Origin of the sequence: Psychrobacter sp. PSP, from assembly GCF_024085615.1 — a bacterium.
In the GTDB taxonomy this organism is placed as follows: Bacteria; Pseudomonadota; Gammaproteobacteria; order Pseudomonadales; family Moraxellaceae; genus Psychrobacter; species Psychrobacter pacificensis.
This window is the reverse complement of sequence record NZ_JABLTF010000005.1, coordinates 202,834-218,503: the sequence shown is the minus strand read 5'-3', so window position 1 is coordinate 218,503 and position 15,670 is coordinate 202,834. Positions and strand designations below refer to the sequence as shown.

The window sequence follows — 15,670 nt, the reverse complement described above, 5'->3', positions numbered from 1 at the left end:
TAACGCTGTAATTCTTTTATAGAGAATTGACTATAAAACGTACTTATCTAACGAACTTCAGTAAAAGGGATTAGGTGTGACCTATTCCCTTTTATGCCATCAAACATCCATACTATTACTGAGTCACTATGTCCTCTCGTGCCAGCGTTTCTCTACATCATATGATTTGGGCACAGTATCGTCTGCCCTTTCTAAAAGTCATTTTACTCAACTTAATCAATGCTGCCGTCAGTGTGGGTATCATTGCTTATATCAACCAAACCTTTATCAGTCAGCCTGTGTTCAATACCTTATCGTGGTCGAGCTTAGGGCAGTTTGCTCTGCTCGTACTGCTGTTGCTGGTGACTACCTTTGTATCGCAATATGCACTCACCCGTTTGGGGCACAAGTTTGTCTATGAGCTCAGAACCAAGCTGGTCAAACAAATCATCGATACCACCGTTCCTCAGATAGATCATTTGGGTAGTGCGCGGTTACTTGCCAGTCTATCCTCAGATATTCAGTCTATTACCGTCGCCTTTGTTCGGATGCCGGAGTTGGTGCAAGGCGTTATCCTCTCTGTTGGTGTGGGGTTATATCTGGGCTGGCTGTCGCTACCATTACTGCTGATTGTCATGTTTTGGATTGCGATGACGATTTGGATAAGCACCCTATTGGTCAAGCATGTCTATACACATTTGACAAAGTTGAGAGAGATTAATGACGCCTTATATCAGGATTATCAATCGATTATAGAAGGTCGTAAAGAGCTGGCACTTAACCAACACCGAGCACAAAAACTGTATACAGATGATTTTTTGGCCCATGCTAAATCCTATGAAAAGACTGTCACCAAGTCTGATACTTTTCATTTATCAGCGGTGAACTGGTCAAATATTATGATGTTTGCATCGATTGGGGTGATATTTGCCATATCAAATTATCTCGGCATCTCGATGGGCATCGCCACCACTTTTTCTTTAACGATTCTATTTATGCAGTCGCCGCTGCTTCACGCCGTCGGTGCATATCCAACACTACAGACGGCTCAAGTTGCCCTAGACAAAATACAATCGCTAGAACTGGCTGAGTACCAACCTTTATTTAGAACGGACAACACCAGCCAACACTGGCAAACCATCTCGCTAACTGATGTTAACTATCGCTACAATGTTTCCAATAACAGTGTTTCGAATGCCAGTGATAATGCCAGTGATAATGCCAGTGATAATGCCAGTAATAGCAGTGTCAGTAATAGCAATGATACTGGTGCTCAGGCATTAATAGCTAAAGACAGCGATCACTCTGGTAATATTTTAAAAGACGTCAATCTAACGCTACGACGAGGCGATGTGGTGTTTCTGATCGGGGCGAATGGTAGCGGCAAATCGACACTTGCCAAGATTATTACAGGCATTTTCACCCCTACCACAGGTGCGGTAACCATCGACAAACAGCCCGTTAATTCACAGAATAATGCCGATTATAGACAGCTGTATTCTGCCATTTTTAGCGATCAGCATATTTTTAAGCAATTGATTGGCAGACAAGGACGGCAGCCAGACAAAGCACTGGTCAATGCGTGGCTGCATAAATTGGACTTGCAAGATAAAATAAGTGTGGCTGACAACCAGCTGTCTACCGATAAGCTCTCGCAGGGACAACGCAAACGCTTGGCCATGCTTATTGCTGTCGCTGAACAAAAAGACATCTTGCTACTTGATGAATGGGCCGCTGACCAAGACCCTGCGTTTCGCCGCGTGTTCTATCAAACCCTAATCCCTGAGTTAAAAGCACTCGGTAAAACGCTGTTTATTATCAGTCACGATGATGGTTACTTTGAGCATGCAGATCGACTGTTACTCATGAAAGAAGGCCGCCTCATTGAATTAAATGCTGAAGAGCGACAGCGGGCGAGTAAAGATGCCATTGCTATGTTGGCGTAAGAACGAATTTCACATCATTTGAGAGAAGATTTATTTTCAAACATTAATGATAATTATTATCATTAATGTTATTATTTATTTTCTTTTGTTTTCGACATCTAATCACAACTCACAAGGAAATATAATGCGCTTTGTCTCAACGTCCAAATCCATTCGCCAAAAACGTTTAACTTTAGCCGTCCAACTGGGCTTGGCAATGAGTCTAAGTCATTCAGTCTATGCTGAGAACAGCCCAACTAGTATCGGAAACAATACGGTCGACAATATTGAAAATAACGTGATTGAGACAAGCGTAGAAAATTCTCTTGATACTAATAAAGTGGGTAATGATACGACGGCAGCACCATCAGCTACCTTGGATACAATTACCGTTTATTCAGATGGCTATCGCAGCACCGGTACCAAGACCGCCTTAGACCCTGAAGATGCGCCCATGAGCTATACCCGCATCGATCAGGAGCTGTTACAAAAGCGCCAAGCGGATAGCGTCAACGCTGCTTTGCGTTATGAGCCAGGCGTGAGCTCTGAGAGCCGCGGTACAGTCTCTATCTTTGATGAGTACAACATTCGCGGATTTAAAACCTACTCAAACTTTTATGATGGACTCAGACTGCCCTACGATGGCGCTTGGAACCTCATGCCACAAGTAGATATCTATGCGACTGAAGCGGTCGAGGTGGTGAAAGGTTCGGCATCTTCATTATATGGTTATGCAGCACCTGGCGGTATGGTGAACCAAATCGCCAAGACCCCTAAAAGCACGCAAGAAAATGAAGTACAGCTGCGACTTGGTAATCAAAACCTAAAAGAAGTGGCCGTCGATAGCACAGGTCCTATTACAGACACCTTGAACTATCGCTTAGTCGCGCTAAAACGCCAAAAAGACGGTCAAATGCAAACCACTGAAGAAGAGCGATTGTTGATTAATCCATCGCTTGAATGGCAAGCAACTGATGATGTCTCAATACTTGCCAATCTGTTTTATCAAGACGATCCAGAAATGGTGCCCTCTACCCCATTACCTGCTGTCGGCACTGTCTACAAGGCAAGCTACGGCAAATTGGGTAGTGATGCTTATGCAGGAGATCAATGGAATCATTTTAGTAAAGAAGTACTGATGCCAGGCATTACGATAAACTGGGATATCAATGATAAGTTAACGTTTAAACATATCACGCGCTATACCGATGCCGAAGCTCAGCAGCGCAATATGTATAATGATGAAGGATTTGTAGAGGGTAGCGATAAGATCTTAAACCGCGTGGCGTATACCACTGATGAGCGCATGAAAAACTGGACCACAGACAACCAACTGGCCTATAAGTTTGATACGGCCAATACCTCACATAATCTATTGTTTGGTGTTGAGTATCAAGAGACAGACAGCACGGCAACTTATTATGACGCTTTCGCAGATGGTACACCAAACCTTGACTTATCGAATCCAGATTTTTCACAAATCAGCACCGATATTCTACCCTTAGATACCTTTAGTCGATACGATGATATCGAACAAAGCCAGCTTGGACTCTATGTGCAAGATGAAATGACGTGGCAAGACTGGACAGTGGTGGCAGGCTTACGACATGATAAATTCAAAAGTACCCTTGATCGAACCGATACATCGAAAGGTAAAACCCCTAGTGAAAAAATGATCAACAATGACGCGTCAGAAACCAGTGGACGTCTTGCTGCTATTTATAACTTTGATAATGGTCTATCACCGTTTTTGAGCTACTCACAGTCGTTTCAGCCTGTGGTTGGTAGCAACTTTATTACCAATGAACCATTTGAACCAACCACGGCCGATCAATTAGAAGCTGGTATCAAATATCTGTCTCCGGACCGTGCGACTAAAGGAACGTTTGCGGTATTTGATATTGCGCAAAAAAATGTCTTGGTGTCAGATTACGTCAACTATACAAATCAAACACAAACTGGTGAAATTGAGTCGAAAGGCTTTGAAGTTTCAGCCAGTCGTATGCTCAATGATTGGGTAGATCTCGCAGCAAGCTACAGCTATACCGATGCTGAGATCACGGAAGAAGAAGTTAATCCTGAGACTGTAGGTAATATGCCGGCGCAAATTGCTAAGCATAAAGCGACGCTGTGGGCAGACTATTACGCTACAGACAAGCTAACTTTGAATGCAGGTGTTCGCTATGAAGGTGGGATGCAGTTAGACAAACAAAATTCAGATGAGCTACCAAGTGTGACGTTAGTCGATGTCGGCGGTAGTTATCGGATCAATCCCATGCTGACTGTGGGTGCGAGTATCAACAACCTTTTTGACAAAACCTATGTCGGTGCTTGTTATGATATTAACAATTGCTGGATGGGGCCTGAGCGTGAAATGTCGGTCAGCCTAAAAGCCAGTTTTTAAACCTGATTTTTTGAACTTAGCAACACGCCCTAATAAAATCATCCACTTTCTACAATCATTTTTACCCATACATTTTTAAGACAGTCGATCATCAAAGTAATATGCTAGCCTTACAAGCTATCAGATGATAACAAACCATGCTTTGCGCACTATCGTTACATGCTAAAAAAGAAGGACATAGCAAATGGCAAAACCTACCCCTAGATTACTCGATGTGATCGGTAGCAAATACCTCACCCCAAATATGTGCCGCATTACTCTTGGCGGTGCAGGTTTAATAGACTTCCCGACAGATCAAGAAAGCGCTTATATCAAACTGATATTTCCTCAAGGCGACGACATCAAGCCATTGATGCGTACCTATACCATCATCGCTCAGCGTGATGATGAGATAGACGTTGATTTTGCATTACATGAGGCTGAAGGCCCTGCGTCGATATGGGCACGCAACACTAAAGCTGGCGATCAAATATTGGTGGGCGGCCCTGGCCCAAAAAAACTCATCAACAATGACGCCGATTGGTTTTTATTGGTCGGTGATATGACAGCATTGCCAGCGATCACGGTCAATTTGGCACAATTGCCTGCCGATTCTCGCGGCTATGCCGTGCTTGAAGTGACGACTACAGCAGACCAGCAAACACTCAAAAAACCAGATAACGTCGAGATTCAATGGGTGGTCAACCCTCATCCAAATGCAGACAGCAGCCCGTTACTTGACTGCGTCAAATCACTGACTTGGCTTGAGGGACAGCCCGCGGTTTGGGCGGCTTGCGAGTTTCATAGTATGCGAGTATTGCGCCAATACTTCAAAGTTGAGCGCGACGTACCAAAGACGCATCTATATGTGTCTAGTTATTGGAAAGTCGATAGCACAGAGGATCAGCATAAAGTGGTGAAAAGTCGGGATGCCCTAACGGCAGATCTATAAAAGCTTATTTAATGAATATTTAAATGCAAAAGACGCAGCTTATATAAGCCGCGTCTTTTTATAAATCATCACCTATTATGCTTCGACGACTTTTGCTTCTTTATCCACTCGGCTAATCGTCAGCCCCGTAAAGCCAAACACCAATGTTAATAGCAATGACAAATAACAGAAGAACGCATAGGGCAAGTAATCCAGTACTGGCACCCCTAACGCCTGACTGATAAACACCCCGCACACACTCCATGGCACTAATGGATTAATCACCGTCCCTGCATCCTCAATCGTCCGAGACAAATTCTTCGGATGCAGGTGCAAACGCTCAAACGTTGACCGAAATGCCGTACCGGATAATAAAATACTCAAATACTGCTCCCCGATCAGCACATTAATGCTCAGTGCCGACATGGCCGCCGCAAAGATCGCCCGTCCTGATGTCGTCAGTGTATCTTTAATACCAGACAGTAGTGCAGGTAGAATCCCTAGTGCTGTTAACAACCCGCCCAAACTCAATGCCAGTATCACAATCGCTTGGGTAAAGAACATACTCTGTACACCGCCGCGCGACAGCATACCACCCACCTCACCCAGCTCTAATGACTCAGCAGGGACATAGCCGGCAAACAGATAACCACCTAATTGACCAAAGCTGGGTGAGCTGTGCATATAAGTAATGATCAGCGCCGCGGCAATCGTACAGATAATCGTATAAATCGCATTGACCCGAAACAATGCCAATCCAACCAATATCACAAAGGGCTGTACCGAATACCCATGCACCAAGCCACTGTCAATCAGCTGTCCTTGTAGTATGGTCACTTGACTCAGATCAGCACTGACGGTCTGACCTGAGAATATCCAGAACAAAATTACTGTCAGTATCCACGCAGGTACTGTCGTATACATCATATTGCGAATGTGCTCAAACAGATCAATACCGACCACAGAGGACGCAATGGTACAGGTATCCGACAAGGGCGACATCTTATCACCAAAGAACGCACCTGATACCACCGCCCCAGCCGCTATCGCCACATTGGCATCAAAGGCATTACTCATGCCGATAAAGGCTACACCCAAGGTAGCTGCAGTGGTCAAGCTACTGCCCAGGGCGATACCGATAATAGAGGTGAGGATAAAGGCGGAGATATAGTAATACTCAGGAGAGATGAGCTGAAAACCAAAGTACATCAAGGTGGGTATGGCCCCTGACATCATGAGGGCGGCGACCATGAGGCCAATAAAGAAGAATAGATAGATGGCGCCGATACCGCGCATGACGCCTGAGGCCATTTGTGCTTGCATGTCGTTAAAGCTCAGACCTTTGGTCATACCGATAGCCAGCAATACACAAATGGCAAGGATAAGAGACAGGTGCGGCACCCAACCAAAGCCAATCATGGTAATACCCATGATGGCGATGACGATGGCTGAGATAATAAAGGCAAGCTTGGCGCTGATCTGGGTGAGCGGTTTTGGTGGCATGACACATCCTTAAAATGCCAGCTCAAGCTGGCATTAGATTGGGTTTGAGTTTGGAAGAGTTAGAGAACTGGTTTGCTAGTGAATAACCGAATGACTGATGCGTTACTTATCAAGTAACGCATCGGTTTTAGCCGCCATGACGAAGTCATTACGATGCAACCCTTTGATACTATGTGACCACCATGTGACGGTCGCTTTGCCCCACTCTACCAATATGCCGGGATGATGCCCTTCTGCTTCAGCAATGTCTGCCAATTGATTGGCAAAATCCATCGCTGCGACGAAGTTTTTAAATTTGTACTGACGCTGCAACTGCTGAATACCCTCCACCTCAATCAATGACCAATCAGGAATTTGTGTCAATAGCTCGCGTGCCTCGGCCTCGTCGACTTTTGGTGCGCCAATACGGCAAGCTTCGCAACTGCTTTGTGATAATACTGTCATGATAATGTCCTTTTATCGAGTTTATTGTTTTGTGATGCTGATTTGTGATACTGAGGTTTGTTGACGCCACTCCACTGCTATGTCCTTATGTAGTAGAGCGGATGTTTATAAAATTTTAATGGGATTTTTCTGGATAGGTCGGCTCAAATAACCCAAGTGACATCGCCTGCTTGACCGTCCCCATGATGTCGCTATCAACGATATCAAATAGCGTATCTAATTCGTCAATCACATAGTAAATCGGCTGTATTTGATCGATACGATAAGGCGTACGCAACACATCAAGCAAATCAAATGCGCGGTGTTCAGGCTGCTGTGTAGGCTTGGGTTGTATTTGGGTTTCTGGCTGGGCATACGATGTCTGATCAAGAGCATAGATGGTTTCAGAAGGCGAGCTTAATATACCGCCGCCGTAGATTCTACGGTCTTTAGGCTGACTACCGACCAAGCCAAACTCAATGGTAAACCAATAGAGCCGTGCCAAAAACCATCTTTCCTCTTTCGTTGCACTCAGACCCAGCTTGCCATACGTCTCATTAAATGCGGCAAAGGCTGGATGAGTCAATAGCGGGCAGTGTCCAACGATTTCGTGAAAAATATCAGGCTCTTCGATATAGTCCATATCCTCAAATCGGCGAATAAACGTTGCCACAGGAAAGGATTTATTGGCCAGTAGTTTGAAGAATTTGCCAAAGCTGATTAATGCAGGCACCGCTGCGGTTTGCCAACCGGTGGTCGCTTGCAATACCTCGTCAATATCATGCAACTGCGGGATATGCGTCGTTGGCAAGTTTAGCTTCGTCAAACCTTCTAGATAGGCAGGACAAGCGCGGTTAGGGATTTGCTCAGCTTGACGCGTAAGCAACGCCTGCCACATTGCATTTTCATCATCACTATAATGAATATGACCATGGCTATCTGACTGATGTGAGATATAGGGCTGCTTTTTATCGGTCGCATTATGATGAGCAGATGCATCACCGCCTTGCTGCTTGGCTACAGAACTATTGGCACCGATGGCTGTATTAGGAGAATCTATCTGTGAGAGGCGTTCCATGCCTGTGTTCCTTTTATCGCAGTGAATATTTGCACTCATACTGATTAGTCAGTGGCTAATATCAGTCACTCATGCAGGACAAGCCAAAATCCTTTTGCCTTGTCCGTTTGTTTTTTAAATTTTTTTTAAATGTAGTGTGATCTACGGCGTTTCTGTTTCTGATTGATTGGTCTCTTGCTGACCGACCGTGCCACGACGCACTTGGTCGCGCTCTATGGATTCAAACAAGGCTTTAAAGTTACCTTCACCAAAACCGTCTGCATAATCCCCTTTACGCTGGATAAATTCAAAAAACACTGGGCTACCCAAGATGGTTTCAGAGAAAATCTGTAGTAGCAGACGCGGTGCGCCGCCCTCTGTCGTACCATCTAACAAGATACCGCGCGTTTGCAAGTCAGCAACGTTTTCACCATGGTTTGGTAAGCGCTCGCTCAGCATCTCGTAGTAGGCTGCATTTGGTGCAGTCATAAGCGGAATACCGGCGGCTTTTAGCATATCGATACTGGCAAACAGATCATCACTGGCGAGCGCAATGTGCTGAATCCCCTCGCCATTGAAGTGCATTAAGTACTCTTCGATCTGACCACCGCCCTGCTTGGCTTCTTCGTTGAGCGGAATACGGATTTTGCCATCAGGGGCAGTCATGGCCTTACTGGTCAGCCCCGTGTACTCGCCTTTGATATCAAAATAGCGAATCTCGCGGAAATTAAAGATACGCTCATAGAATTTTGCCCAGTACGCCATGCGGCCGCGATAGACGTTGTGCGTGAGGTGATCGATGACTTTGAAACCATATCCGACAGGGTTTCTATCGATGTCTGCAAAAAACTCAAAGTCAACATCATAGATAGATTCACCGTCTTTATAACGGTCAATCAAATAGATCAGTGAGCCGCCGATCCCTTTAATTGCTGGCAGTCTCAGCTCCATCACGCCTGTTGGCACCTCTACTGGCTGCGCACCCATCTCCACCGCACGCTCGTAGGCTTTTTTGGCATCTTTTACCCGAAAACCCATACTGCAAGCACCAGCGCCATGCTCTTCGACGAAGTAACTGGCTGGGCTCTTTGGCTCACGGTTTAAGATTAGGTTGATGTCACCTTGGCGATATAGCGCCACATCTTTTGATCTATGATTGGCGATATGTGCAAACCCAAGCTGTTTAAACAATGCATCGACCGCATCAGGCTGCGGAGAAGCAAACTCGACGAAGTCAAACCCGTTTAGTCCCATTGGGTTGTCAAATAAATCTGCCATTGCAATCATCCTTAATGTCAATTGGTGGTAAAAAGTCGATTAGTAATAAAATGCGATAAAACGATTGATAATCAATCTTTATTGTTGACGTTGTATTTATATTAGATTAGCTTTATTTATAAGACTAATTGTTTTTTATGATTTATTTATCAGGTTTACTTATGAATATCAGCATTCGTCAACTGACCGCTTTTATCAAAGTCGCTGACAACGGCAGCTTCACTCGTGCCAGCGAACAGATGTATCTGACCCAATCTGCTGTTAGCGGACTGATCAAAGAGCTGGAGACTGGCCTTGGCATCGTGTTGTTTGACCGTACTACCCGCCAGTTGTCGCTATCCGCTGTCGGACGCCATCTGCTGCCACAAGCGCGGCGTATCTTGAATGAGATGCAGCTGTTCGAAAATGAAGCAAGTAGCTTGACCAGCTTGGCGCAAGGTCAAGTGCGATTAGCGGTGTCGCAGTTTGCAGCATCCTCCCTGCCCGCCGTCATCGCGCAATTTGCTAAGGAATATCCAAATATCGGGGTGTCGCTATTGGATTGCTCAGCAGAAAATTTGCTCAAGCATGTTCAAGACATCGAGGTCGATTTGGGGGTTGGTACTGAACTTGGTTTTATAGAAACTGAAGATGATATCGGTGCTGATCTGTTATACAAGCTGCCGTTTTGCGTGGTTATGCCAAACGATTATGCACTGGCGCAAAAAGACGAAATCACTTGGCAGGAGTTGCTTGATATTCCACTTATCACTCTACAAGGCCCGTTTCTTGAGCAGGTGACAGTCGAGCTGGATGACGCTATCGCCGCTCAGATTCAGCAAGCGCGCTACAAAGTCAACTTTATGTCCACCGCGCTTGAGATGACCCGCCAAGGGTTCGGCATTACCTTATGCCTTCCCTATATGCCTGAGGTCATTGATTGGGTCAGCGCCAATGGCTTGCAAATGCGCCCATTGACGCAGCCTATAAAAATGCGCCAGTTCTTTATCTATCAGCGTGCCTCACGGGCGCTGTCTCCTGCAACCATCGCCTTTAAGCAGTTTTTGCAGACTTACTTTGCCACCCATTATCACGACTTACATCAGCCTGAAACACTGTCGATTAAGTGATGCATCACGCCACAAACTCATCTGCCAGATAAAGAGATAAGCTATTTGGTGATTTATTTTATTAATTGCGCAAGATAACGCACTCGCGTGTTGAGTTCATCAGCAATTTGCTCTATGATTTTCGGCTGCTTGGTTTATATTCTTATAAGGAAATGGCATGTTTGAACGTATCGATTATTACGCTGGCGATCCAATCTTAGGGCTGATGGAAAAATACTCAGCGGACAATAATCCCAATAAAGTTAATTTAGGCATTGGTATTTATTATGATGAAGATGGCGTACTGCCCGTACTCGACTGTGTAAAAACAGCTGAAGCGCGTATCGCTGATCCTATCGCGCCGCGCCCCTATCTACCAATGGCAGGTTTGCCAGGACACCGCAAAGGCTGTCAGGAATTGCTGTTCGGTAAAGGCGCACAAATCTTAAAAGACGGTTTGGTTGCGACCATCGCCACTATCGGTGGTTCTGGCGCGCTAAAAGTCGGTGCTGAGTTTATCCATGAATGGTTCCCGCAGTCTAAGTGCTATGTGAGCGATCCAACATGGGGCAATCATATCGCTATCTTTGAAGGTTCTGACGTAGAAGTCGGCAAATACCCGTACTACGACAAAGCCAACAGCAGCATCAAATTTGATGAGATGATTGCGTTTTTTGAAACACTGAACAAACACGATGTGATCTTGCTACATCCTTGTTGCCACAATCCAACGGGGCTGGATTTGACTCAAGCGCAATGGGACACGGTACTCAACGTCATCAAAGCACGTGAATTGATTCCATTCATGGATATCGCTTACCAAGGGTTTGGCGAAGACATGGACAGCGATGCTTACGCTATTCGTAAAGCCGTTGAGATGGGCTTGCCACTGTTTGTCAGCAACTCATTCTCTAAAAACCTATCGCTATATGGCGAGCGCGTTGGCGGTCTATCAGTCGTCTGTCTCACCGTAGACGAAGCCGAGCGCGTATTTGGTCAGCTAAATGCGATGGTACGCCGCATCTACTCAAGCCCGCCATCACATGGTGGTCATGTGGTTGATATCGTCATGAACGATGAAGCGCTACATGAGCAGTGGGTTGGCGAAGTCTATGCCATGCGTGACCGTATCAAAGCCATGCGCCTAAAGCTAAAATCGGTACTAGAAGCAAAAATCCCTAACCGTAATTTTGACTACATCACGCGTCAAAACGGTATGTTTAGCTTTACTGGATTGACGCCTGAACAGGTCGAGCGCCTACAAAGCGAGTATGGTATTTATATGGTATCTAACTCACGTATGTGTGTAGCTGGCCTAAATACCAGTAACATCGACTATGTGGCCAACGCGATGGCAGATGTTTTAAAAGACTAAATTCATCAGAAGTAAAGACTAAGAAATGAAAAAAGGCTGAGCGATTGCTCGGCCTTTTTTTGTGCTTAGGGTTTGTTTCATCAATCAGCAAGCAAAAGACATGGCACAAAAAACTTGCAATCAACATATCAATAAATTACATTATACGTAAGTCATTAACTATAACGTAATTAAATTATATTTTTAGCAAGGAGCAAACCATGTCAACGACTGACAGTACTCTCACCTCTTTTATCGACATCAAAGCGGACTCTGACTTTTCCATCCACAATCTGCCTTATGGCATCTTTAGCGACACTAAAGATAGTGCTCGCCGTGCAGGGGTTGCCATTGGCGATCAAGTACTAGACTTGTCTGTGCTAGAGTCAGAAGGGTTACTGAGCCTAAATGGTGGGCCTTACTTTGATCAGTCGACGCTAAACGCTTTTATTGATTCTGGTCGAGACAATTGGACAAAAGCACGCACGACCATTCAGTCGCTACTATCTAGTGACAACAGCGACTTACGTGACAATGCCGATCTGCAAAAAAAGGCGCTGTTCAAGCAAGCAGACGTTACCATGCATCTACCTGTTCAAGTACCTGGCTTTACCGATTTTTATTCATCGAAAGAACACGCGACCAACGTCGGTACGATGTTCCGCGATCCAAACAATGCCCTGCTACCCAACTGGACGGAAATGCCAGTTGGTTATAACGGACGCGCCAGCACCGTCATCATTAGCGGGTCTGATATCATCCGCCCTTCAGGTCAGCTAAAGCCTAACCCTGATGAGCGTCCTGTTTTCACCGCCTGTAAGCGTTTGGATTTTGAGCTCGAGACCGCTTTTGTCGTTGGTAAAGGCAACCATATCGGTCAACCAATCGCCGTAGACGATGCCGCTGATCATATCTTTGGTATGGTACTGCTCAACGACTGGTCGGCTCGAGATATCCAAAAGTGGGAATATGTCCCTTTAGGCCCATTTAATGCCAAGACGTTCGCCTCGCAAGTTTCTCCGTGGATAGTGACGATGGATGCATTGGCACCATTTAGCACCGCTTGCCCAACCCAAGAGCCTGAACCACTGGCTTATCTCAATGAAAAAGACAAAGAGAGCAGCTTTGATATCAATCTGTCGGTCGAGCTACTGCCTGAAAATGCAAAAACGGCTACGGTTATTTGCGAGACCAATTTTAAATACATGTATTGGTCAATGGCGCAGCAATTGACGCATCACACCATCACTGGCTGCAAAGTTGAAGTCGGTGACATGATGGGCTCGGGCACAATCTCAGGGCCAACGCCTGATTCTTATGGCTCGATGCTAGAGATCGCTTGGAATGCCACCAAACCCGTAGCACTTGAGGGCGGTGAGTCGCGCACCTTCATCGAAGATGGCGATACCGTCATTATGAAAGGCTATAGCGAAAAGAACGGTGTGCGCATTGGCTTTGGGGAAGTACGCGGCAAAATACTGCCCGCACTTAGCTTTGATTTTAACAAATAATAATGGCATAGAAAAAAGGCGTAGTGACAGTGGATTTGAGCCGTTAGGAGCATATTTCTCATACATTCACGCTACGCCTTATCAAAAGGAGTTGGATATGAGCTTTCAAATTGAAAAAATCCATCATGTGGCTTATCGCTGCAAGGATGCCAAAGAAACGGTCGAATGGTACAAGAAAAACCTCAATATGGATTTTATCTTGGCATTTGCAGAAGACCATGTACCTTCGACCAAAGCCTTTGACCCCTATATGCACGTCTTTTTGGACGCTGGTAATGGCAACGTATTGGCGTTTTTTGAAGTGCCCAACCAGCCTGAAATGGGCTTTGACCCCAATACTCCAAACTGGGTGCAACACTTGGCGCTCAAAGTCAAAGATCGTGATGAGCTGATGGCCGCCAAAGAACAACTAGAACGTGCAGGTATTGATGTCATTGGCGTGACCAATCACGGTATCTTTCACTCGATATATTTCTTTGATCCTAATGGGCATCGTCTCGAGTTGACCTATGACGACCCGACCTCAGAGGACAAAGTCTCGATGATTACAGACGCCATCAAGCACGACATGCTAGATGAATGGTCTCGTACCAAACGCGCCCCAGCCCACACACAGTTTTTACACAGTGATGAGTTCGCTGAAGCCCGTGACATTGCGCCTGTCGGAGAGTAACTGCGTCGTCTTTCTACTTGCTACCTTTTTTACATTATCTATCAATCATTACTTTGAAATTAGATAAGTAGTGATCAGTTCAAAATATAGTCAATCAATATTAAAAGTGGTACAAGGCAGACGAGTGCAAGTACTACAGTAGTAGGCTAAACGAGGCTAACGCTGTAACACTTTAATAGTGGTTCGACTATAATGAAGAGATGGCATAGCTTGCGAACCATATCTCACCATCATAAAAGGACTCAATGAGGAAAGTAACATTCCCTTTAGGCATACTCTTCGCCGCCTCAGTTGCGATGACTGGCTGTTCTAACAATGATCAAAATGAACAAGCCAAAAGCGCGGATACCAATACAGACGATGTGACGACACTGAGATTTTCACACTTTATGACCGCCAATGACAACATCAATACCGAAGCATTGGAGCCATGGGCCAAAAAATCGAAGAAGACTCAAAGGGCCGTTTAAAGATTGAAATTTATCCGTCTGCCACTCTCAGTAAGCCGGGTGCCACCTATGATGCATATGCTGTATTAATTTTATTAAGGTTCTACTATAGCCAATCAGCTTGTAGTTAACATTTTGGCTATGCTATTTGGTAGCGCTGTGCGATTGCTAGTATTTGCTCAACCACGTTCTGTTGCTCACTCATTGGTAGTTGCTCTGTGGTGCCGATGATAGTAATGGCATATTCTAGCGGCAGAGCCTCGCTAGCGGTTTTGTCACTACTCGCGGATAGATTAGCAGTACTATTGGCAAAATGCGGCAATATCACAGGTATCGTAATGGCATTAATACCCATGAGCATATCGCCTGTCACTGTCGCATAGCCTTGAGTACGTATCTTGGCTTGCAGCTGAGCAAAATTCTGCCACCTCTCTGTCATATCTGCTGCGGCATTACTCGACTGCCATTCAGCGGTGACCAATGGCTGAATGACCGCGTCAGATTGATAGCTGGCAAACAATTGTCCTGTAGCTGATGTCGTCAAAGGCATACGTGAGCCGATGCGAGTGATGATGCTAATCGGACTGTCTGGTTCAACGGACTGAATAATAATTGGGCCTTCGCTAAACCACTTAGCAATTTGCACACCGCAATTTAGGGTATCTTTAATCTCATTGGCCACCTGCGTGAGACGCGCCAAGAGATTGTTTTGACTGAGCTCAGTATGTCCTAATGCTGCCAATGCATTTACTCTATCGCCAAGCCCATAGCGACCATCATCAAGCTTGCGAACATAGTTTTTGCGAATGAGGCTGACCAAGTAACGATGGGATTTTGCGGGATGCATCTGCATGGCCTCAGCGATATCCTTTAGCATCATAGGCTCATGGCGATCGATAAGCACATCTAGTATCGACAATCCAATCTCAAGTGACTGGATGCCACTCTGGTTTTTACTCGTGACGGATTTATCTAAAAAATTTTTATCTGCTGGCATGATAGCTCGTCTCTAGTGTATCTGTCTAGGTTAAAGGATATATGTCTTATAAAGTAAGGAGACTTGTTTTATAAAATTCAGCGGGGCAAACATACTTATCACTCACTCACAATTTCTCA

The 15,670-nt window shown here is 45.3% G+C and carries 13 protein-coding genes; 8 read left to right on the top strand and 5 right to left on the bottom strand.

Features of this window, described 5'->3' with window-relative positions:
• Positions 1–128 precede the first annotated feature (128 nt).
• From HL061_RS00970 to HL061_RS00960, 3 genes are all read left to right on the top strand, one after another.
• Positions 129–1,925 carry an ATP-binding cassette domain-containing protein gene (locus HL061_RS00970; RefSeq protein ID WP_093069201.1) on the top strand — a complete coding sequence of 599 codons (1,797 nt, stop codon included), beginning with the start codon at positions 129–131 and terminating at the stop codon, positions 1,923–1,925.
• A 124-nt stretch (positions 1,926–2,049) separates the two neighbouring features.
• Positions 2,050–4,308, top strand: coding sequence for a TonB-dependent siderophore receptor (locus HL061_RS00965; RefSeq protein WP_212563574.1), 2,259 nt, complete (start codon positions 2,050–2,052; stop codon positions 4,306–4,308).
• A 184-nt stretch (positions 4,309–4,492) separates the two neighbouring features.
• Positions 4,493–5,239 carry a siderophore-interacting protein gene (locus HL061_RS00960; RefSeq protein WP_071001503.1) on the top strand — a complete coding sequence of 249 codons (747 nt, stop codon included), beginning with the start codon at positions 4,493–4,495 and terminating at the stop codon, positions 5,237–5,239.
• A 75-nt stretch (positions 5,240–5,314) separates the two neighbouring features.
• Here the strand turns inward: HL061_RS00960 and HL061_RS00955 are convergent, their stop codons facing one another.
• From HL061_RS00955 to hppD, 4 genes are all read right to left on the bottom strand, one after another.
• Positions 5,315–6,721 (bottom strand): Na+/H+ antiporter NhaC family protein, encoded by a 1,407-nt coding sequence (locus tag HL061_RS00955; protein WP_093069194.1) that lies wholly within the window; start codon positions 6,719–6,721, stop codon positions 5,315–5,317.
• Between the two features lie 102 nt (positions 6,722–6,823).
• Positions 6,824–7,165 (bottom strand): 4a-hydroxytetrahydrobiopterin dehydratase, encoded by a 342-nt coding sequence (locus tag HL061_RS00950; protein ID WP_058024261.1) that lies wholly within the window; start codon positions 7,163–7,165, stop codon positions 6,824–6,826.
• Between the two features lie 115 nt (positions 7,166–7,280).
• Positions 7,281–8,222: a phenylalanine 4-monooxygenase gene (gene phhA, locus HL061_RS00945; RefSeq protein WP_083328803.1), complete on the bottom strand. Its 942-nt coding sequence runs from the start codon at positions 8,220–8,222 to the stop codon at positions 7,281–7,283.
• A gap of 141 nt (positions 8,223–8,363) precedes the next feature.
• A complete protein-coding gene (gene hppD / locus HL061_RS00940; protein WP_071001501.1) occupies positions 8,364–9,479 on the bottom strand; it encodes a 4-hydroxyphenylpyruvate dioxygenase in 1,116 nt (371 codons plus the stop codon).
• Between the two features lie 161 nt (positions 9,480–9,640).
• On the opposite strand from hppD, the gene HL061_RS00935 reads away from it, so the two are divergent.
• The 5 genes from HL061_RS00935 (at position 9,641) to HL061_RS00915 (ending at position 14,575) form a co-directional block, all read left to right on the top strand.
• Complete coding sequence (locus tag HL061_RS00935; protein ID WP_071003594.1) at positions 9,641–10,588, top strand: LysR family transcriptional regulator; 948 nt, start codon at positions 9,641–9,643, stop codon at positions 10,586–10,588.
• A 157-nt stretch (positions 10,589–10,745) separates the two neighbouring features.
• The gene (locus HL061_RS00930; RefSeq protein ID WP_252962415.1) at positions 10,746–11,942 is read left to right on the top strand and encodes an amino acid aminotransferase; all 1,197 of its coding nucleotides are present in this window, start codon (positions 10,746–10,748) and stop codon (positions 11,940–11,942) included.
• A gap of 200 nt (positions 11,943–12,142) precedes the next feature.
• Complete coding sequence (gene fahA, locus HL061_RS00925) at positions 12,143–13,432, top strand: fumarylacetoacetase (RefSeq protein ID WP_058024264.1); 1,290 nt, start codon at positions 12,143–12,145, stop codon at positions 13,430–13,432.
• Positions 13,433–13,529: 97 nt separating this feature from the next.
• Positions 13,530–14,105, top strand: coding sequence for a VOC family protein (locus tag HL061_RS00920; RefSeq protein WP_071001498.1), 576 nt, complete (start codon positions 13,530–13,532; stop codon positions 14,103–14,105).
• 245 nt (positions 14,106–14,350) lie between these two features.
• Positions 14,351–14,575: a hypothetical protein gene (locus tag HL061_RS00915; protein WP_212563575.1), complete on the top strand. Its 225-nt coding sequence runs from the start codon at positions 14,351–14,353 to the stop codon at positions 14,573–14,575.
• Positions 14,576–14,693: 118 nt separating this feature from the next.
• On the opposite strand, the gene HL061_RS00910 is transcribed toward HL061_RS00915, so the two are convergent.
• The gene (locus tag HL061_RS00910) at positions 14,694–15,551 is read right to left on the bottom strand and encodes an IclR family transcriptional regulator (protein ID WP_071001496.1); all 858 of its coding nucleotides are present in this window, start codon (positions 15,549–15,551) and stop codon (positions 14,694–14,696) included.
• Positions 15,552–15,670: the final 119 nt, after the last annotated feature.

Bases quoted from the DNA above. Each gene is read 5' to 3' on its own strand.
- HL061_RS00970 (WP_093069201.1), top strand. From the start codon at position 129: ATGTCCTCTCGTGCCAGCGTTTCTCTACATCATATGATTTGGGCACAG.
- HL061_RS00965 (WP_212563574.1), top strand. From the start codon at position 2,050: ATGCGCTTTGTCTCAACGTCCAAATCCATTCGCCAAAAACGTTTAACT.
- HL061_RS00960 (WP_071001503.1), top strand. From the start codon at position 4,493: ATGGCAAAACCTACCCCTAGATTACTCGATGTGATCGGTAGCAAATAC.
- HL061_RS00955 (WP_093069194.1), bottom strand. From the start codon at position 6,721: ATGCCACCAAAACCGCTCACCCAGATCAGCGCCAAGCTTGCCTTTATT.
- HL061_RS00950 (WP_058024261.1), bottom strand. From the start codon at position 7,165: ATGACAGTATTATCACAAAGCAGTTGCGAAGCTTGCCGTATTGGCGCA.
- phhA (WP_083328803.1), bottom strand. From the start codon at position 8,222: ATGGAACGCCTCTCACAGATAGATTCTCCTAATACAGCCATCGGTGCC.
- hppD (WP_071001501.1), bottom strand. From the start codon at position 9,479: ATGGCAGATTTATTTGACAACCCAATGGGACTAAACGGGTTTGACTTC.
- HL061_RS00935 (WP_071003594.1), top strand. From the start codon at position 9,641: ATGAATATCAGCATTCGTCAACTGACCGCTTTTATCAAAGTCGCTGAC.
- HL061_RS00930 (WP_252962415.1), top strand. From the start codon at position 10,746: ATGTTTGAACGTATCGATTATTACGCTGGCGATCCAATCTTAGGGCTG.
- fahA (WP_058024264.1), top strand. From the start codon at position 12,143: ATGTCAACGACTGACAGTACTCTCACCTCTTTTATCGACATCAAAGCG.
- HL061_RS00920 (WP_071001498.1), top strand. From the start codon at position 13,530: ATGAGCTTTCAAATTGAAAAAATCCATCATGTGGCTTATCGCTGCAAG.
- HL061_RS00915 (WP_212563575.1), top strand. From the start codon at position 14,351: ATGAGGAAAGTAACATTCCCTTTAGGCATACTCTTCGCCGCCTCAGTT.
- HL061_RS00910 (WP_071001496.1), bottom strand. From the start codon at position 15,551: ATGCCAGCAGATAAAAATTTTTTAGATAAATCCGTCACGAGTAAAAAC.